The sequence below is a fragment of the Enterococcus sp. 7E2_DIV0204 genome (genome assembly GCF_002140855.1).
Classification (GTDB): domain Bacteria; phylum Bacillota; class Bacilli; order Lactobacillales; family Enterococcaceae; genus Enterococcus_L; species Enterococcus_L lemimoniae.
In genome coordinates this window covers 779,199-799,579 of the sequence record NZ_NGKY01000001.1, presented here as the reverse complement: position 1 = coordinate 799,579, position 20,381 = coordinate 779,199, and the positions used below count along the sequence as shown (strand labels likewise).

General features: G+C 36.1%; 17 protein-coding genes and 2 other annotated features. Of the genes, 14 read left to right on the top strand and 3 right to left on the bottom strand.

Features of this window, described 5'->3' with window-relative positions; translation table 11 throughout:
- The first annotated feature begins 61 nt into the window (after nucleotides 1-61).
- From fosX to wrbA, 12 genes are all read left to right on the top strand, one after another.
- Nucleotides 62-463 carry a FosX/FosE/FosI family fosfomycin resistance hydrolase gene (gene fosX, locus A5819_RS03775; RefSeq protein ID WP_086281764.1) on the top strand — a complete coding sequence of 134 codons (402 nt, stop codon included), beginning with the start codon at nucleotides 62-64 and terminating at the stop codon, nucleotides 461-463.
- 447 nt (nucleotides 464-910) lie between these two features.
- On the top strand, nucleotides 911-2,506 hold the full coding sequence (gene abc-f / locus A5819_RS03770; RefSeq protein WP_086281765.1) for a ribosomal protection-like ABC-F family protein: 1,596 nt from the start codon (nucleotides 911-913) through the stop codon (nucleotides 2,504-2,506).
- Between the two features lie 359 nt (nucleotides 2,507-2,865).
- Entirely contained in the window at nucleotides 2,866-5,514 is a 2,649-nt protein-coding gene (locus A5819_RS03765; RefSeq protein WP_086281766.1) for a fibronectin type III domain-containing protein, read from the top strand.
- 10 nt (nucleotides 5,515-5,524) lie between these two features.
- On the top strand, nucleotides 5,525-6,064 hold the full coding sequence (locus A5819_RS03760) for a hypothetical protein (protein ID WP_086281767.1): 540 nt from the start codon (nucleotides 5,525-5,527) through the stop codon (nucleotides 6,062-6,064).
- A 63-nt stretch (nucleotides 6,065-6,127) separates the two neighbouring features.
- Entirely contained in the window at nucleotides 6,128-6,784 is a 657-nt protein-coding gene (locus A5819_RS03755) for a hypothetical protein (RefSeq protein ID WP_086281768.1), read from the top strand.
- Between the two features lie 24 nt (nucleotides 6,785-6,808).
- Nucleotides 6,809-7,141, top strand: coding sequence for a hypothetical protein (locus A5819_RS03750; RefSeq protein WP_086281769.1), 333 nt, complete (start codon nucleotides 6,809-6,811; stop codon nucleotides 7,139-7,141).
- Between the two features lie 430 nt (nucleotides 7,142-7,571).
- Complete coding sequence (locus A5819_RS03745; RefSeq protein WP_086281770.1) at nucleotides 7,572-8,405, top strand: PRD domain-containing protein; 834 nt, start codon at nucleotides 7,572-7,574, stop codon at nucleotides 8,403-8,405.
- Nucleotides 8,406-8,555: 150 nt separating this feature from the next.
- Nucleotides 8,556-10,460: a beta-glucoside-specific PTS transporter subunit IIABC gene (locus A5819_RS03740; RefSeq protein WP_086281771.1), complete on the top strand. Its 1,905-nt coding sequence runs from the start codon at nucleotides 8,556-8,558 to the stop codon at nucleotides 10,458-10,460.
- Nucleotides 10,461-10,899: 439 nt separating this feature from the next.
- Nucleotides 10,900-11,622, top strand: a complete 723-nt coding sequence (locus A5819_RS03735) for a glucosamine-6-phosphate deaminase (RefSeq protein ID WP_086281772.1) — start codon at nucleotides 10,900-10,902, stop codon at nucleotides 11,620-11,622.
- A gap of 3 nt (nucleotides 11,623-11,625) precedes the next feature.
- The gene (locus tag A5819_RS03730; protein WP_086281773.1) at nucleotides 11,626-13,092 is read left to right on the top strand and encodes a glycoside hydrolase family 1 protein; all 1,467 of its coding nucleotides are present in this window, start codon (nucleotides 11,626-11,628) and stop codon (nucleotides 13,090-13,092) included.
- Between the two features lie 181 nt (nucleotides 13,093-13,273).
- Nucleotides 13,274-13,591, top strand: a complete 318-nt coding sequence (locus A5819_RS03725) for a rhodanese-like domain-containing protein (RefSeq protein WP_086281774.1) — start codon at nucleotides 13,274-13,276, stop codon at nucleotides 13,589-13,591.
- Between the two features lie 164 nt (nucleotides 13,592-13,755).
- The gene (wrbA, locus tag A5819_RS03720; RefSeq protein ID WP_086281775.1) at nucleotides 13,756-14,364 is read left to right on the top strand and encodes an NAD(P)H:quinone oxidoreductase type IV; all 609 of its coding nucleotides are present in this window, start codon (nucleotides 13,756-13,758) and stop codon (nucleotides 14,362-14,364) included.
- Between the two features lie 153 nt (nucleotides 14,365-14,517).
- Here the strand turns inward: wrbA and A5819_RS03715 are convergent, their stop codons facing one another.
- From A5819_RS03715 to A5819_RS03705, 3 genes are all read right to left on the bottom strand, one after another.
- A complete protein-coding gene (locus tag A5819_RS03715) occupies nucleotides 14,518-15,336 on the bottom strand; it encodes an amino acid ABC transporter substrate-binding protein (protein WP_086281776.1) in 819 nt (272 codons plus the stop codon).
- Nucleotides 15,337-15,351: 15 nt separating this feature from the next.
- A complete protein-coding gene (locus tag A5819_RS03710; RefSeq protein WP_086281777.1) occupies nucleotides 15,352-15,987 on the bottom strand; it encodes an amino acid ABC transporter ATP-binding protein in 636 nt (211 codons plus the stop codon).
- A gap of 121 nt (nucleotides 15,988-16,108) precedes the next feature.
- On the bottom strand, nucleotides 16,109-16,750 hold the full coding sequence (locus tag A5819_RS03705) for an amino acid ABC transporter permease (protein WP_086281778.1): 642 nt from the start codon (nucleotides 16,748-16,750) through the stop codon (nucleotides 16,109-16,111).
- A 75-nt stretch (nucleotides 16,751-16,825) separates the two neighbouring features.
- Nucleotides 16,826-17,070: a binding site (T-box leader), on the bottom strand.
- Between the two features lie 284 nt (nucleotides 17,071-17,354).
- Nucleotides 17,355-17,585, bottom strand: a binding site (T-box leader).
- 253 nt (nucleotides 17,586-17,838) lie between these two features.
- Here A5819_RS03705 and A5819_RS03700 point away from each other — a divergent pair.
- The gene (locus A5819_RS03700) at nucleotides 17,839-18,561 is read left to right on the top strand and encodes a gamma-glutamyl-gamma-aminobutyrate hydrolase family protein (RefSeq protein WP_086281779.1); all 723 of its coding nucleotides are present in this window, start codon (nucleotides 17,839-17,841) and stop codon (nucleotides 18,559-18,561) included.
- A 73-nt stretch (nucleotides 18,562-18,634) separates the two neighbouring features.
- Nucleotides 18,635-20,281: a peptide ABC transporter substrate-binding protein gene (locus A5819_RS03695; protein WP_086281780.1), complete on the top strand. Its 1,647-nt coding sequence runs from the start codon at nucleotides 18,635-18,637 to the stop codon at nucleotides 20,279-20,281.
- Nucleotides 20,282-20,381: the final 100 nt, after the last annotated feature.

Genomic DNA, 20,381 nt, shown 5'->3' with positions numbered 1-20,381 from the left:
ATGCTGAATAAAACCAGTATCTCTGTTCTATTTTACTATCAATTAAAAAAGGAGCAAGAAAATGATTAGTCATGTAACCTTTATCGTTCAAGATTTAGAAAAAGCCACACTATTTTTTGAAACAATATTTGATGCAAAAGAAGTGTATTCAAGTGGCGTAGACACGTTTTCGATAGCGCAAGAAAAATTTTTTTTAATCGATGATCTTTGGATAGCAGTCATGCAAGGAGAATCATTACCAACAAAAACATACAACCACGTTGCCTTTAAAATCACTGAAAGTGACTATGAGACTTACTTAGACAAAATCAATTCTTTAGGTTTAGAAATAAAAGCTGGTCGCCCGCGAATAGCTGGAGAAGCAAGCTCGATTTACTTCTATGATTTCGATAATCACTTATTTGAACTACACACAGGTACACTAGCTGAACGCTTAAAAGTCTATCAATCAGTTTCAGAATAACCCTATTTTGCACAATGTATGGGATCATGCTACAATATAACTAAGAAATGACGAAGGTGGTGAATAAGTACAATGGTCAACATGCCAAAAATAACAGCGGGTTTTTCATATATAATAACGTACCTAGCGTTTTGTCATGTTATTATTTCCGATTTTTTATCTCAAGGGACAAGTGTGTCCAAAAAAGGATAAAAAATTAAATAAAACAGACCATTCAGACTTATTTACTTGTAAATGACCAGTCATAAAATAACGTGAGGTTAGTTTTTTTAATCGCTCTATGTAATGAATCAGAGCATTAAATAATTAACGAACAGTAAATAATGAAGGTTGAGCGAAGAACTTTGTTCAGCCTTTTTGCTTACGCTAAAAAGTAAGTAAAGTGTCGTTTAAAAACAGAACCAAGCTATTTTTATCGATCTGTCTGAGTGGCAGAAAGAGGAGTATATGTTAGTACAATTACAAAAAATAACTAAGAATTATGGAACTATCCCACTATTTGAATCATTAAATCTACAAATAAATCAGGGAGAAAAAATAGGGTTGATCGGTGTAAATGGCTCCGGTAAGTCGACTATTTTGAAAATCATTACAGGACTTGAAACAGTTGACTCAGGAACCGTCAGTTGTAAAAAGCATGGGCGGATTGGTTATTTGGCTCAAATGCCAAAAGCAAGTGAACAGTGTGTAAAAGAGTATCTGTTAGAGACGTTTACAGTGCTAAATTCGCTTCAAAAACAATTAACACATTTAGAAGAACAAATGATTAGCTCAGAGATAGAACTAGAAAAAGTACTCGTTCACTATGGGCAAAAGCAAGAAGAATTTCAACAAGCCGGTGGATATGAAATGGAAAACAAATTAGAGATGATTGCGAATGGTTTAATGATTAAGTACTTGCTATCAAAAAAACTTTCGGAATTAAGCGGTGGGGAACAGACTATCGTCAATTTAGCTAGAATTTTATTACAGGAAAATGATCTTGTCCTATTGGATGAGCCAACAAATCATTTGGATGCTAAAAGAATTACTTGGCTAGAGGGTTATTTATCACATGAAAAAACGGCTTATTTGATTGTTTCACATGACCGCTTATTTTTGGATCATACGGTAGAAAAAATTGTTGAATTGGAAGATGGGCGTATTCAAGAGTATAAAGGAAACTATTCTATCTATAAAAAGCAAAAAAATGAGCAACTAGAAAAAATAAGAAAAGATTTTGCAGAACAACAAAAAGAAATCAAAAAATTGAAATTAGCAATTCGGCGTTTTCGACAATGGGGGCATGAAGGAGATAATGAAAAATTCTTCAAAAAGGCCAAACAGTTAGAGAAACGCTTAGAAAAAATTCAAAAAATTCCTAAGCCTAAAGATAAATCAAGTAAAGTAAGTAAAAAATTCAAAGAAAGTAACCGATCAGGTAAAGAGGTTCTTCAATTTAAGGAAGTTAGCAAGTATTATTCGGACCGCTTATTATTTGATAAGATCGATTTTTCATTATTCTGGCAAGAACATTCTGCAATCATAGGCGAAAACGGTGTTGGTAAAAGCACGTTGTTGAAACTTGCCTTAAAAATAGAGGCTTTCGATAGTGGTGAAATCAAACAGGGGACAAATCTTCAAATTGGGTATTTACCTCAAGTAATTGAGTATAAAACACCTAGCCAAACAGTCTTGCAGTTCTTCAGTCAAGCTTGCTCATTAGGAGAACAAACCAGTCGCCAAGTGTTAGCGAGGTACTCTTTTTATAGTGAAGACGTAATGAAACAAGTTCGTTTTTTAAGCGGTGGTGAGAAAATCCGCTTAGAGCTAGCGAAACTAATGCATAAAGAGGTCAATTTTTTATTGTTGGATGAACCTACTAATCATTTAGATATTGAAACAAGAGAAGAGATTGAAGAGATTTTAGAAGAGTTTAAGGGAACTATGTTGGTAGTGTCACATGATCGTTTCTTTCTTCAAAAAATGTTTGAAACATTTTTAATTGTCGACCAGTGTAAGATCAGAAAAGAGATAGGAAAATATATGGATGTGACGATGTAAGAGTAACAATATAATCTAAAAAGGGAAGAATGAGATAAAACAGCGTCTATATTTTGTCTCATTCTTCACCAGTTAGTGCCAAGGAATTAAGAAAAAGAACATGAAAATATAAAAAAATAAAGAATGAATCGGAGAACTTTATAAAAACTTAATAAGTGTGAGTTAGCGAACAATTCCTTATAAATGTGGGAAAAAGAAATCAAAAGATTGAAATTGTTTACTATAATTTGAATATAAAATAAATGAAATATAAAAATTAGTACTATTAAATTGAAATTGGCCATGAGTTGCAATACAATAATAAAGCATTATCAAAAAATGTTTGTTTTAGTTTCTATAAAATTGCTGGGAGGACTGTCATGAAAAAAATTAATCATTTGATATTTACTTGTTTAATTATTTTAATAATTTTTCCGAATGATTGGTCCTATGCCATGGGAACTAGTCAATCGGTTGAGGAGACTTCAAAAACGACTGAGACAACTGAGTCCGACTTATCATCAGATTCTACGGAAGTCGAAACTGTAGATTCTTCAATTATACAGGATTCCATCACCGAAGAAACGGATAGTACTGAAAATGAAAAAATAACAGATACTATTGATATAAAAAATAGAACAAAGGAAGATGAACCTAAAACAGTTAAAAACAGAGCTTTGGAGGTCGCTTCACAAGCTGAAGATGGCTTCTGGCTAGTTGATTCGGTAGCTACATTGACCGAATATTTAAAAGACAGCCAAAAACTAAATTTTCGTTTAACAAATGATATTGACTTAGGCTCAACTGGTTTTCAGCTTAAAGATAAGATGATTATTGATGGGGCAAATCACATTATTACATATAATAAAGGTGGCTCATCTGCAAGCGGTTTTTATGCAAATCAAGCAAATGCTGTAATTGAGATTCGTAACACACAATTTGGTAATAGCGATGGCTCAGGTGCAGTAGGCTATTACGGAATTATCTCCGGTGGATCGGCAGCTAATATGACTTTTATCTTTGACGGGGTTGATTATTATTCTACAAACGGGCAAATGATATACAACGTAAATGGATCGGTCATCATGCGCGGGCAAAATACGATTGACCAAAGAGGCACAAGTACATATTCCCAAGAATGGGCAGAAATAAATTATGTAGAAATTCAAAGTGGTCATACATCAATCAAACATTCAGGGACGACAGAAGCATTTATTTGGTCGAATGGTAATGCTGCTGCTAATCCGCATGCGGGAACTTCTCAAATCGTAGTGAAAGAAAATGCTCAACTAGATATACAAACGAATGGAAACGTTATGTATGGAACACTATCTCCGAGTTATATTGTTGAAAAAAATGGTGTTTTCAATTTGGACAAAGTTACGTTAGCGTCAACAAGTTCAAGAAACCGATTTTTTGCCGCCAACCTAACACAACCAATTACGTTTGATTTTAAAGAGAATTCGCAAGTGAATTTTACATTACCATTGCCTATTAATCTTTATACGGCTAATGGTGGTATGACAATTGGTGAAAATGCAGATGTTTCAATAGATGTCGCAAATGGCAGTGTCTTTTCATCATCTGCTTCCAGCTCTTTTGCAGTTAATATGAACAAAGTCAAACAAGCTTCATTTGCTGGTACAAGTCCTGGAACTTTGGGACTTAATGGTGCTAGTGGTGCTAATAATTTGTCATTTACAAGTAATTACTTACAAAAAATTGAGACATTTTCAAGTAAAGAGAATAACACGCCCACACAAGAACTATTTAAAAGTGCTTCTGATTTAAGTGTCCAAGGAAGTAACTTTAGCAATATCGCTAGTTCGCCAGATCCTTTTACTGCACAAGAAATTAGTGCTTTAAACGGGGCTAAGAAACTTGTTTTTAGTGAATTTATGGAAGTTCCGGATCAATTAGGCTTGACTGCGGCTGATGAAACAGATACGTCAGTTTCACTATACGGTTCATCAATAAACAATGGCAGCGCGGCGACAGAAGTGAAATTTTTCTTGTTTACTGCACAAGAAGATACGAATGATTTGGGCAAAGCTAAGCACATTGTGACGTTGGATGACTTTACCGAGCAAGAAAATACCAGACTTAATTCAACTTATAAGGTAACGATTGCTGATTTAAACCCGAATACTACGTATTGGGCGCAAATGGTTGTTATCAATCAAGCTGGTGCAAGTGAGTTTTCTGATTCTGAGCAGTTTGTTACGAAGCCTCAACTAAAAAAAATCACGGCAGATGTTACTACGACTTCAGCATTCATTAATGGCGAACTAGCTAGCGATACGGGACAATGGACCGATTATTCAAATGGAGAAGATGGTGCTATTCCTGGTCAACCAGCCTATTATGGCGGTGTTTATCAACAAGTCAAGGTTGAGTATAGCCAAAATAAAGACTTTCCAGCTCAGGAAACAAAATCCCAATTTGCAGATCTTTCAGGCGACAAAAACCAAAAATTCTCAACCAAATTAAAAGGCTTAGTTGGTGACGTCACGTACTATGTTCGGTTAAGAGTCATTGGCATTTCTGGTGAAGAAGTTATCTTGGCGATGACGCCTTTGACTGAATTTCAAACAGTAACGGAAATCATCAAAGTTGAAGTACCGATCGAAATGGCTTTTCAGACACAGAATAAAGATCTTGGCACAGCTCAAGCAGGTGAATTATCATCTGGAGATTATCAGGTTATAAATAAAGGAAATACAGATACAAAGATGTCAATAACAAATCTAATTAAAGAAAATAAAGATGCTGATCAGTTGCTACTATTGAACAGTCTTTCTGGAAATGCTGGGCAAAATGAACTTGCTTTACAAATGCTGATCAATAATGATCAAGCAGCCCCACTTTTTTTAACGAGTGATTTAACAAGCAATCCTTTATCGATCGGTACATTGAATGCCAATGAACAAAAAAATCTGACGCTTAGAGGAAAGTATTTTAACCCAACGAAACAAGCGATATTTCCATCGTATAAGATGACGTTTAAAGTTGAAAAAAATGAAGAATGAGAGGGATTCTATGGATAAAACAACTCAAACTGATGAAGAAAAAAAGAAAAAGAAACGATTACTGCTCATACTTTTACTACTCTTGTTAGCTGTTTCAGCAGGTGGCTTATATTATTATTTTTCAACAAAAACAGAACCAGTTCAAGTCGTTTCCGGAGATTACTTGCCTGATACAAAAGGTGCTAAGAAAATGAACGACAAGGAAGTAAAAGAGGCTGAACAAAAAGCAGTTGATGCGAGTAAGTTCAATATGGTCATCAAATCAGAAGCTGTCTTTGAGACTGGTGACAGTGAAGGTAGTCTATATATTCAAAATCCAGTTGAAAACGGCTATCCAATCAATGTGGTGATTCGTTTAGACAGTAATAATGAACAGATTTATTCATCTGGCGCAATTCAACCAGGTTATGAAATAAATGGAGCAAAACTGGATAAAAAACTTGCTCAAGGAGATCATCCAGCAACGGCCACATTTGACATCTATGATGCAAAAACAACTGAAAAACGTGGACAAGTACAAGCTGGAATTACAATTCGTGTCAACAACTAATATCGTTATTTAGCAGGTTTTCTGTTAAAAATAAATCATCTAACACATAGAGGGAGAAATAATATGAAAAAAACGAATTTTTTACTTACTGCAATGATGCTAGGTCTAAGCATATCAGGATTAACACAACTAGCTTCAGCTGAAACAATCGATGGAGAAAACTCAGCAGATGTTATTATCAATGGAACGATTGGTAAATTAGATAATACAGATCCAGATACAAACATTCCAGAAGGGTCTGATGAATGGATCAATGTTACAGTGGATACAACAACTGCATTCCATACAACAACTGCAAGCGCACATAAAAACATTGAGTCCGCTGATTATAGCATTACAAATAATTCAGGTCGTGGTGTTGCTGTGACCTTGAATAAAATGGTGGGAACACCCAAATATGTCGACACCCTAACAATCAATGCTAAAGGTAGTGGTTTAGTTGCGGCCCCTACAGCAACTAATTTAGTTGAGAGCAATGCATTAGCAGATTTGACAAGTGCACCTGTTTGGATGCGTTTAGCTAATAAAGATGGACGTTTAAATATTGATACAGATGCTGCCTCTGCGTATGCTAACACTGCAAAATTCTACTATACAGGTACAACGGTTGCTGATTTACCAGCAAATGTTGAGCAAAACACGACAGCAGAAAACTACACATTGACATTAAAATTCACATCGATCCAAAAAGATGGGACGACACTTGGTGTAACACCATAATTCAATAAAGGACTGTGATAAACAATGAAGCAATTTAGTTGTCACATCATTATGCTCATTCTTTTGATTGTGGGAATTGGTTTTCATCAAGAAGCTATCTATGCTGTTTCAGCGGAAGTTGAAGTGAATGGGCAAATCGGTGGAAATAAAACGAATGCGCAGCCACAACCGCCAAAAGAAATCGAATCAGAACCAAATCAAAAATTAGCACAGCCGAAACAAACACACATAGGACTAAGAGAATTTCCAAGTACAGGTAGTATTATAGAAGTGATCACGCCCATTGGGTTATTATTGCTATTGATTTATTTACTACTTAATAGATGGGAAGCACATAGAAAAACTACTCATAAATGATGAAGAGCCTAAAGCGTAACTCCAAAAGTTATGCTTTAGGCTCTTAGTATTCGAAGAAATGGTGGGAGCAGAGAGAACTACTACTCTTTCTGAGTGCTAAGAATTGAAGGATTGTGGCTGGCTTTTTTCAGAGTAGATAGTGAAGTTCTTTCAATTGCATTTCAACAATAAAAGTAGTAAAAAAGGAATTGACAGCGTTTTCTTGTTGTGCTATATTTAGTGTAGTTGATGGAATTGTTACTGATTTTTTCAGGCATAACCATAATATAGTAAAGATGATAAAATCGTTTTTTTATCGTTCTTGCTATGTTATGGTTTTTCTTATTTTATGTTGTTACTGTTTCAATTATCTGACTTCGTGGTTTAGTATTACGTTTTTAGAATCATCTAGCTTCACGAGCTCGTTCAGCTTTTAGAATGGAGGTGGAACATGCATATAAAAAAACGGATCAATAATAATGTTGTATTAGCTATGGATGGCGAATTAGAAGTGATCGTTGTTGGTAAAGGCTTAGGCTTTCAGGTATATCCTAATGATCCTATAGACACAACACTGATTCAAAAAATCTATCTGCCTACTGAAAAAATGAGTGTTAAGCAAATGGCTGTTTTATTGAATGAAGCAAGTTTTGAAGAGATTTTATTGGTAGAGAAAATAGTTAAAATTGGTGAAGCTGAGCTAGGTAGAACAATCAACCCAGTTATTTTATTTAGTTTATTGGATCATCTATTATTTGCTTTTAAGCGGCATGAAGAAAACTTGAGAATTCGTAGTCCAATCGAATGGGAGATCAAACAATTTTATCCAAAAGAAGTTGAAGTTGGTTTGCAGGCAATCAGCTTAATAAAGGAAGAAAAAGAGATTGTTTTAGCCGAATCAGAAGCTATCTTTATCGCGATGCATTTTGTGAATTATCAATTTGATCAAGAGTCAATGGAGACAACTATGGATTATATGGAAGCGATGGGGGATATTACACAGCTCGTTCGGTACTACTTTCAAGTAGAGTTAGACGAAACTTCAATCAACTATCAGCGTTTCTTAAATCATTTACGTTACTATTTAATGCGTTTGAATACACAAGAAACGATGAATCCACTTGATAATGAGGAAATCGTTTTGACTGTTAAAAAGAAATACCCAAAAGAATTCAAATGCAGTTTGAAAATTAGCAATTATTTAGAAGAACGCTACAATAAACAAGCTACCTTTGATGAACAGTTGTACTTAACATTGCATTTGGTCCGCTTGTTGCATTCGTAAATATCAATACAAGGATTCGTTACAGTTTGGCTGGCAAAACCTGTTTGAAAAAGATTATTTTCTAAAGAAAATAGTTTTTTTGAACAGGTTTTGTTTTTTTATGAAAGTGTTGGATATAAAGAAACTATTGAGTAGAAAAGAGGAGAAAATATGCAGGATTTAGCCAAGAAAATCATTACACTTGTGGGCGGTGATGAGAATATCAACAGCTTGACTCATTGTGTCACAAGACTACGGTTCAATTTAAAAAATGAATCTAAAGCACAAACAAAAGCGCTTGAAGAACTTGATGGAGTGATGGGGGTTCAAAGACAGGGCGGACAATATCAAGTAATCATTGGCGGAAAAGTCGGAAAAGTCTACGCTGAAATTATCAAAATTTTGCCTCGTCTAGATGACTATGATGCGCAAGAAGAGACGAGTGGAGAAAAAGATTCTTTATTAAACCGTTTGATCAATACCTTATCAGCGATTCTTGTTCCCAGTTTGGCGCCAATTGTAGGCGGAGGGATGCTAAAAGGATTCTTATTTATGCTGACTAGTCTAGGGTGGGCTGATCCAGAAAGTGGTACGATGTTTGTACTAAATATGACTGGGGATGCAATGTTTTATTTTTTCCCATTTCTATTAGCGGTGAGCAGTGCACGTAGATTTAAAACGAATGAGTACATGGCATTAAGTTTGGCGGGAGTTTTGATGTATCCAACATTGCTTAATGCGGCGCTTGCAGGTGAGATGACCAATGTTCAGTTTTTAGGTTTCTTACCTGTTCCAGTTGTCAATTACAGCAGTTCGATTTTACCGATTATTTTGGCGGTTTGGCTATTGAGTTATGTTTATCGTTTCTTTGAAAAAGTGATTCCAAGTATGATTACAGTGATTTTTACACCATTGCTTACGTTGCTCCTGATGGTTCCAGTGATGCTAGTCGTTTTAGCACCGATTGGTTTTTATGTCGGGGAATATATTGCCCAAGGAATTGAAGCATTGATCAATTTTTCACCATTAGTATCCGGGTTTGTGATTGGTGCAAGTCGACCGTTACTAGTCTTAATGGGGATGCATCATGCGATTCGTCCAATCACGCAACAGCAAATCGCAACTTATGGCTATTCCACAATGGGACCAATGAATTTTATGAGCACAATGGCTCAAGCTACGGCTGCTTTTGCTATATATTTCTTGATTTCAAATAAAAAAATGAAACAAGTAGCATTGTCTTCAACGGTTTCAGGTTATCTTGGAATTACTGAACCTGCTTTATATGGTGTTTTAGTAAAGTATAAAGCTGCTTTTGTCGGTGCGTCTTTAGGTGGTGGAATCGGTGGTGCTGTTGGGGCTCTTTTAGGGGCGAAATCGATGGCACCGGTAATGCCAAGTGTTCTGTCTATTCCAGTTTTTCTGAATGATGGGGCAGCGGGATTTATTATTGGTTTGATTGTTACGTTGATTGCTACTTTCCTCATTACGTTTTTATTAGCCAAGAGTATCCTTAAAATCGATGATCAACCTGAAACAAGTAAGGTGAAAGAAGGGCAGATTGAGAAGGGACAAAATGTTGTAACAATTGGGACTCCAGTTTCAGGTACTGTATATCCAATTAGTGATGTTGCAGATCAAACATTTTCAAAAGAACTCGTTGGCAAAGGAATTGCGATTATGCCGGATGAAGATAGAATCGTCTCGCCGATCGACGGTATAGTCACAATCGCTTTTAAGACAAAACATGCTATTGGTTTAACGACAAAAGAGGGGATCGAACTATTGATCCATGTAGGGTTAGACACGGTGGAGCTGGAAGGAGAGCACTTTGAGTTATTGTGTAAACAAGGACAAACAGTTCATGTAGGAACGCCTCTGATTCAATTTGACCGTAAGAAAATCAGCGAATTAGGGTACGATATCAGTGTGATAGTTGTTGTTACAAACTCGGATGAGTATTTATCTGTTTTGGCACTTGATGATCAAAAAAAGATAACGGAAGAAGAGACGTTGATCACGATTGTGCCTGGACTATCGCATGCTGAGGATGAGGTAGATTTAGTTTTGGAGTAAGTGGGAAAAAGATGTGGAAAAGGACAAGGTGAAGTGGAGCGGAACGATGTTACCATATGTTATCTAGCTGCACAAATCAATCCTTAGGAAAATAGATAAATTGTCAGTGAAACAAAGAACGTTTCAATGCCAATTTCCTAATTTTCTACAGGATTAAACGATTTGTTCCGCTTTTATAGTTATCTAGCTACATGGGCTAGCTCTTCGGGAAAAAGATAAAAATAGTTTGTGGTAAAGAGCACCACAATCGATTTTTCCTATTTTCCTGTCAGAGCTGAACGAGCCCGCTACGCTTTTAATGTTATCTAGCTTCACGGGCTAGCCTCTCGGAAAAAAAGATAAAATCTGATTGTGACAAAGAACGTCACCCTCATATTTTCCAATTTTTCTGTCGAGGCTTAACGAGCCCGCTACGCTTTTAAATTTAGGAGGAAATAATATGAAAATTATTACAGTAAAAAATTATGATGAATTAAGTAAAGTTGCAGCACAACTGTTGATAGGAGAAATGTTTCAACGTCATGAACGGGTGAATTTAGCTATTACAGCTGGGACTACACCGATTGGGATGTATGAAAAACTGGTTGCGGAAGTGAAAAATAAAGATTATTTTTCTAATGTACACTACTATAATTTTGATGAAATCCCTTATAAATCAGGGATACGTGAAGGAGTAACGATCGGAGATCTAAGAGAATTATACTTTGATCCTGCAGGGATTTCAGAGGATCAAATCCATATTTTAGATGGAGAAAATTATGAAAAGCAAGATGAACGAATTGAGGCTGCTGGTGGTTTAGATGCAATTTTATTAGGAATCGGTTCAGATGGACACTATTGTGGAAACTTGCCTGGAACAACTAAGTTTACTGATTTTACAACGAAAGTTATTTGTGATGGAGCGATGAAAGAACGGATTGCTCCGCATTTTGAAGATCGTGCTGAAACACCAGATTTTTATGTTACAATGGGACCTAGAAGTGTGATGGCTGCAAGACACTTGATTCTTTTTGCTAGTGGTACAAAAAAAGCGAAAATTATGAAAGCGTTTATTGAAGGCGCAATCACTGATGAAATCCCTGCTTCTATTTTGAAAATGCATCCGCATTTGACAATTATTCTTGATGAGGAAGCAGCTAGTTTATTAGATAAGGAGAAATGATCAATGAGTAAATCAGTATTTCCAGACAATTTTTTATGGGGCGGTGCGACAGCTGCTAATCAATATGAAGGTGGGTATCTTTCAGGTGGCAAAGGGTTAAGCACTTTAGATGCAATCACAGGTGGTAACCATACAACACCAAGAATGATCACTTATAAAACTAAAGAAGGTAAGATCGAAACCTGTACGAGGGGAGCTGCGTTGCCAGAAGGGGCAGTTGGGTATGTGGATCCTAACCAATACTATCCAAGTCATGTAGCAACCGATTTTTACCATCATTATAAAGAAGATATTGCTCTATTTGCAGAGATGGGGTTTAAATGTTTTAGACTATCGATCGCTTGGTCTAGAATTTGTCCAAAAGGAACGACTGAAATCAATGAAAAAGGATTAGCCTTTTATGATAAAGTATTTGATGAGCTATTAAGCTATGGCATTGAGCCAATCGTAACGATTAATCATTTTGATATCCCCATGTATTTAGCAGATGAACTAGATGGTTGGTCAAGTAGAAAAGTAATTGATTACTTCTTATTTTTCTGTGAAACGTTATTTAAACGCTATAAAGATAAAGTCAAATACTGGATGACGTTTAATGAAATTAATTTTTTACGTAGTTGGACTCAAATCGGTATCCATCAAAATGATAAACAAGCAAAATATCAAGCAGCCCATCACTTATTTGTAGCAAGTGCTAAAGCTGTTACATTAGGTCATGCGATCAATCCGGATTTTAATATTGGAATGATGGTGGCTTATATCCCAAGTTATCCAATGAGCTGCAATCCAGAAGATGTGATGGAAGCAATCCAATTTAATCGTGAGCAAGAATTTTATATTGATGTGCAAGTTAAGGGGTATTATCCAGCTCATAAACTGAAAGAATTCGAACGGGAAAATATTGTGATCAAAAAAGAGGCTGGTGATGACGAGCTTATTCAAGCTGGAACAGTTGATTACATTGGCTTTAGTTATTATATGTCAACCGTTTCTGCATCTAATCCAGATGAAGTCAAATTTGTGGGGGGAAATCAAATGCCCGCTGTTAAAAATCCATACTTACAAGAATCAGATTGGGGTTGGGCGGTTGATCCATTAGGGTTGCGTATTTCTTTATGTAAACTGTATGATCGTTATAATGTACCATTATTTGTTGTAGAGAACGGTTTTGGTGCGGTGGATCAAGTTGAAACGGACGGTACGATCCAAGATGATTACCGGATCGATTACTTCAGTAAACATATCGCTGCAATGAGCGATGCAATCGAATTAGACGGTGTTGAATTGATTGGGTATACGCCTTGGGGATGTATTGATTTAGTTTCAGCTGGAACTGGTGAAATGAAAAAACGTTATGGTTTTATTTATGTCGATATGGACGATGACGGTAATGGGACATTAGATCGCTCTAGAAAACAGTCGTTTTATTGGTATAAAAAGGTCATTGCCGCAAATGGCAGACAAGATTAAGCAAAATTGGGCTTACTTCAAGAAATTGAAGTAAGTTTTTTTATAAAATTCAAAAAATGGACGTAAAATGTTGTAGTAAAAGTCAACCGTGGTATACTGCTAATGAGGAAAATTTACTGATTACAGCATTGAATGCTAATAGTCGGATAATTGAAAAAGCTGCAGGGGGAATAATACTAGGATGAAAAGAGTATCAATCAAGGAACTTAAAAAATTAATCGAATTAACGGTGAACGAACCAGTTTCGATCATTGATGTACGAGAAGTAGATGAATTTGCGGAAGGTCATATTATAACAGCCAAAAATTATCCACTGTCTACTTTACCAGAAGCAATGTCACAAATTGATCGGGAGCAACCCCATTATGTTATTTGCCAACATGGCGTGCGTTCTGAGCATGCCTGTTCATTTCTTGAAAATTATGGATACAATGTTGTCTCAGTGTCAGAAGGCATGTCCGTTTGGGATGGAGAAAGTAAAGTCAATACTTATAGATAAGAGAAGCCGTGATGAGTAAGCACTCATTACGGCTTTTTTGTTGATGAAACAAAGGGATTTGAAAGAAACTTATTTTTAGTAAGTAAAAATGCTTGTCAATTCACTTACTTTTTGTTAGTATATAAATGTAGATAAGAAACCAATAGTTATTGGAGGAAAAAAACATGACAACAAAATTATTAATTGCATACTACAGTTCAACAGGAACAGGAACACAAATGGTAAACTGGGCGAAAGAAGCTGCTGAAGCAAATGGTGCTGAAGTTCGTTTGAGAAAAGTCCATGAATTAGCTCCTGATGTGGCAATCGATTCAAATCCAGCTTGGCGTAAAAATGTTGAAGCAAGTGCTGATATCCCAGAAGTAACAAGTGATGACTTATTATGGGCAGATGCTTATATCTTCTCTTCACCTTCACGTTTTGGTGTAATGGCTAGTCAGTTAAAACAATTCTTTGACTTACAAGGTGGTCTTTGGGCACAAGGGAAATTAGCAAATAAATTTGTAACAGCCTTTTCTTCTGCACAAAATCCAAATGGCGGACAAGAGCAAGTAATTCAAGGAATTTATACAGTAATGCAACACTGGGGTGCCATTATCGTACCAGCTGGATACGTAAATCCATCAACTTTTGCAGCAGGAGGCAATCCTTATGGAACAAGTGCATCTATTGATGGTGAAGGAAATATGTTGAAAGCTGCCGAAGTGAAAGCTGCTATTCAAGATCAAACAAAACGTTTGGTAGAAGTAACAAGCAAGTATCTTGGTGAATAAAATAGTCTCTTTTGATCGTTTAAAAAAATAATATAATTAGTGTACAAATAGCGATAGTATGGAAACATTAAACCCCAAGAGAATGAGCTTCTCTTGGGGTTTTTCATTTTAGCATACGTAAACTAAAAACTATTGTATCTGAAGAACATCATTTTATTTCGTTACATCTTCTCCAAACCATTCCTTAGAGATCTCAGCCAGTTTACCGGATTCTCTAAGCTTTGCAAAAGCAATATTGATTTTATCTGCTACTATTTTATCTGACTTTCTCAAGCCCACAGCAAATGCTTCACTTTCAAATTGACCACTAACAATCGAAAAATCGGCTAAATTATCTTCATGAGAAAGGTAATAGTTAGCATAAACTCGATCGATCAGTAACCCATCGATTCGTCCAGATTTCAAATCCATGAAAGCTTCATTAAAGCCATCATATAAAATAGCGGTTTGATCTTTGACTAAATTTTTTAAAATTTCAGGTTGTTCTTCAAAGCTGTTATAACCAGAAGAACCATTTTGTGCGCCTAAAATTTTTCCTTTCATATCAGCGAAACGATTGATATTGTTCTTTTTTAGCGAAACGACTACTTGTTCATTTTTCATATATTCATCACTGAAAAGGACTTTTTCTTTTCGTTCAGCACTCTTCGAATAGCCATTCCAAATCAAATCGATCGTTTGATTTTGTAATTCATTTTCTTTCATTGACCAATCAATTGGCTGGAAATCAACAGTGATATCGTATAAATCAAACACAGCTCGAGCTAAATCTACATCAAAACCAATGATTTCGCCCGCCTTATTTTGAAAGCCCATGGGAACAAACGAATCATCTAAGCCAACGATCACTCGTTTTTCAGAACTGATCCGAGACCACTGATCTGTATCTGTTTTTTTTCTACCACAGCCAGCTATTGTTAGAACAAAGAATAAAGTGGCTATAGTAAATAGTAGATATTTTTTTTTCTTCATAGTTTGTTGTCCTTTCTACTGAACAGGTTTTACTGTTAATAAGTTATCAGCAATATTTTCAGCGAATGTCATATCATGTGTGACCACGATTTGGGTCATGCCTTGAGCTTTAAGCGTTAAGATCACTTCTTCGACTTGTTGACGCAATTCAGGATCAAGTGCACTAGTTGGTTCATCGTAGCCCAATACTTTTGGTTTCATGGCAAGGGCGCGAGCAAGAGCGACTCTTTGCTTTTGACCACCAGATAATTGATAAGGATACAAGGACTCTTTTCCGCTAAGCCCAAATTTTGTCAGCAAATCAAGTGCTTCTGCTTCACTTTCAGTTTTCGTTTGTTTGAGAGATAGAATCGGTGCCAAGGTGATATTATCTAATACAGAAAGGTGAGGGAATAATTGGAAATCCTGAAACACGATCCCAACCACTTGATCCGCATTGTCCATTTCAACAGGATTAAAGGCTACTCCATCCATCGTCAACTCACCAGAATCAATCGTTTCTAAACCAGCTAAACAACGTAGCAAAGTTGTTTTTCCACCACCTGAAGGTCCGACGATAGTTAAAATTTCGCCATCTTTAATTTCTAAATTTAATTGATCGATAATTCGCCGACCGTCAAAGCTTTTTGTTAAATTTTTTATTAATAACATGATTTTCCTCCTTATATAAGTAACAACATTCCGCTTTGCTACACCTTGTACTTTTCAACTTTTCGAGAGGTTAGCCCGAGAAGCTGGATATTATATGGTAATAACGTTCCCCATCCTCAACTCATTTATAATACTGATAATGTTTTTCTAATTTTTTCGATGCTAAAGTCAATATTGCGGTTAACAATAGATAAATAATCCCTACTAAAACCAATGGTAATAGATTAACATCACGGCTCATCGCAATTTTACCTGCTCGTAATAAATCTCCTAAACCAAGTACATAAATCAATGAAGTATCTTTCACTAAATTAATAACTTCGTTGCCAATTGAAGGCAAGACGACTTTGATCACTTGAGGTAAGATAATCTTTTTAACTGTTTGAAAACGAGTCAAACGTAAAACCTTTGCTGCTTCATATTGTCCTTCTGGAATTGACTGAATTCCTCCTCTAAAAATTTCAGCAAAATAAGCCGCATAGTTTAAGATAAACGCAAATAATGCTGCATCGTATCGTTCAAAAACGATTCCAATCAAGGGTAAACCATAAAAAACAAAAATAAGTTGTAATAGTAAAGGTGTTCCCCGCATTAGCCAAATATAAATATTGATCAAAAAGTTCAAGGGTTTAAAATTGGTTTGTAAAGCAAATGCAACGATGATCCCGAGCGGAATGGATCCCAGTAGTGTAAAAATAAAGACTTTCAATGTCATAAGTGCACCGTCTAATAATGCCGGCATGATTTCTAAAATGTACTCCATAATTTCTCCTCCATTTTTTGTTTCGTGTAATATTGTGTTATAAGATAATGCAAAAAGTCCCCTTGGCAAGTATGCCAAGAGGACGAAAGAATCGTGGTTCCACCTCAATTTGTTAATACCTCGCGATAGTAACCTCATGGAATCTTTAGTGTTAGTAAAGATTCTTTTCTGATAACGGAGAAAGCCGCATCTTCTTACTTATTTCAGAAGATGACTGAATCAGATGTGTTCATCACAGGTTTCCAGCTTTTTTTCTCAGCGAATAAAAAAGTCTCTGTCAGGAAATGGTCTGTGATTACTTGTTCTGATTGTGTGTTCGTTTTATTGGAATGGTTTGTTTCTGTTTGTTGTTTAGATGTTAGTAAGGAAACTTCGCTCCTTTTGTTAGCCAAGTGTTATTCGTCATCTATTGTGCAACACTCTATGAGTATCAGCCGTTCAATCAATAAAGTAGTTGATTTCTATTTGTTGTTTAGTTTAGCGTGCTGGGTGATTCACTAGTAAGGAAACTTCGCTCCCTTTGGTCGCCAAGTATTGTTCATCATCTGTTCTGTCCTTTGGCCAATCACAGTGATTCACATCAAAAAGCCCTCTAGCAATTAAGCTAAAGGACGTAAAATTCGTGGTTCCACCTTTTTTCATTATCGTCTCACAACGGTAATCTCATGAAGTCATAGACTTCCATGCGCTAACGGGCACTCCCGAACTTTCCTACTGACTACTTTCAAAAAGTTAACTCCCAGATGTGTTTCGCTTTATTTTCCTGTCTTTTTCCACCAGCCAAAGACTCTCTTTAACGAAATAATAAAGGTACTCTTCTGTTCTTTGTTTTTTATAACTTTACCACCAGTTTTTCTGCCTGTCAACCGTTGATTGTATAGAATATTCAGAAAAAATTTCTTTTAAGCATAAAAGTTACTGATTCAATGAATTTAGGGTAAAATAGTATTAGTTATTCACTTTTAAAAAGTAAGTAAACGGTGATAGTTAAAAACTATCGCACAGCCTTGATTTGTACTATCCTTTCACCTATATATCTGATAAACTATGTACAATTATTATCGGATAGTAAAAAGGAGTGGTGTTGATTGAGACGGTCAATTATAGGGATTGCAGCGAATGAGATTAATGACGCGGGAGCAAAGTTGTATCATTTACCGATCAGTTACACACCTTGCGGCTATGTAAAAGCCATTCAAAATGCTGGTGGATTGCCATTAGTTTTACCAGTTGGCTCGCCTATTTTAGCCAGAGAGTATATAAATCAAATCGATAAGTTGATTTTAGCAGGTGGGCAAAATGTCTCACCCACATTATATGGAGAAACCATCCAAGTTGAAGAAGCGTCGTTATCTGAAGAACGTGATCAATTTGAATTAGCTTTGATTGAAGAAGCTATCAAGCAAAAAAAGCCTATTTTTGCAGTTTGTCGCGGGCTACAGTTAGTCAATGTAGCACTTGGGGGGAGTTTGCATCAAGATATTAGTCAGTTGAACAAGAGTACTGTTGCGCACATGCAAGCACCGATAGCTAGAGAAATTCCCACACATCAGATTCGGACAGAAGCTGGAAGTGTTTTACGTAAAATTTATGGGAAAGAAACAATTGTTAATTCATTTCATTTTCAGGCAGTAAAAGAGTTAGCAGAGGAATTAAGTGTTACAGCTCTTAGTGAAGATGGCATCATCGAAGGTGTAGAAAGTACCGATCCTAGTTTAGCTTTTTTAGGCGTACAGTGGCATCCTGATTTTGCTTATGATCATTTAAAACAAGAGCAGGCGGTTTTTCGTTATGTTGTTGAAGAGTTATAAAGTATTTAGCTTGACAGAACTATTCAAGAAGTAAGCGTTCTATTCAGCTTTAAAAAAGAGGAGGAATTAGAGAATGAAGAAAAAATTTGGTGTTTTTGTTTTAGCGGCGGGATTGTTATTAACGGCCTGTGGCGGTGGTAATGGGGCAACGGATACGTCTGGTAAAAAAGATGACGGAAAAACAGCAGAGACGCAAGTAATCAAAGTTGCTTCAGGGGGCGAATTGTCAACACTGGATAGTGCTCATTACACAGATGTTTATAGCTCAGATATGATCGGTCAAGTGGTCGAAGGTCTTTATCGAATGGATAAAAATCATGATCCAGAATTGGCAGTTGCAGCAAGTGAACCAACTGTTAGTGATGATGGGCTTGTCTACACCTTCAAACTAAAAGAAACCAAATGGAGCAATGGCGATCCAGTTATAGCTGGCGATTTTGTATCTGCATTTAAAAATGTTGTTGATCCAAGTTTTGGTTCAAGTAGCAGTAATCAAATGGATATTTTTAAAAATGGTCGAAAAATCCGTGAAGGACAAGCCAAGTTAGATGAGCTTGGTGTAAAAGCTATCGATGATCAAACCTTGGAAATGACACTGGAATATCCAATTCCTTATTTAGCTCAAGTCTTAGTTGGGACACCATTTATGCCCAAAAACGAAAAATTCGTCAAAGAAAAAGGCGATGCGTATGGAACCTCTACGGATAATTTTGTTGGAAATGGTCCATTTGTTATTTCTGGTTGGGACGGTAACACAGAAAATTGGACATTGACAAAAAATAAAGATTATTGGGATCAAAAAAATGTCAAACTAGATACGATCGATGTTAATGTTGTGAAAGAAATCGGTACAGGTACAAATTTATTCGATGCAGGCGATTTGGATTATACTGTTTTAGCAGATACTTATGCATTGCAATATAAAGATTCACCTCAAGCACATTTTACGCCTAAAGCCATGGTCGGATATTTGAGCCCTAACCATAAACGTGAAGTTACGGGAAATGTAAATGTTCGCAAAGCGATTTTACAAGCAATCGATAAAGATACGTTTGCAAAAGATATCTTAGGTGATGGTTCAACGGCAATCAACGGTTTTGTGCCTAAAGATTTTGCAAAAGATCCAGAGAATGGTGAAGATTTCCGCAAAGAAAATGGTGATTTCTTGCCATTTGATTTAAAAGCGGCTCAAAAAAGTTGGGAAACAGCTAAGAAAGAATTAGGCAAAGAAGAAATCGAATTAGAATTGCTTTCAGCTGATTCTGCGCTGGCTAAAAAAACAATTGAATATGTTCAAGGACAATTACAACAAAATCTACCTGGTTTAAAAATTACATTAAAATCAGTACCACTGCAAAATCGTTTAGATTTACAAACAGCTAGCAACTTTGATTTAGTTTTTGGTACATGGACACCAGATTACGCTGACCCAATCAATTTCTTAGAGTTCTATGATTCTAAAAGTGGATTGAATACGGCAGGCTATAATAATCCAGAATATGATAAAGGGTTGAATGATGCAAGAATCACTCTAGCTAATGAACCAGAAAAACGCTGGGACAAACTGAAAGAACTAGAAGAAACACTGATTGAAAAAGACGCCGCTGTACTTCCTTTGTATCAAGGCGCAATCGGCTATCTTAAAGCCGATAAATTAAAAGATCTACAAGTATTCCCATTCGGAAGAACTGTTTCTTATCGTTTGGCTTATGTAGCGTAAGTAAAAAACAAGTTGAGTGACTATGGTGAAAACTGTAGCATTCAACTTTTTTTTGTGAATTAATTTAATTGCTTGAACGAACTCATACCGGGGTTTAGAA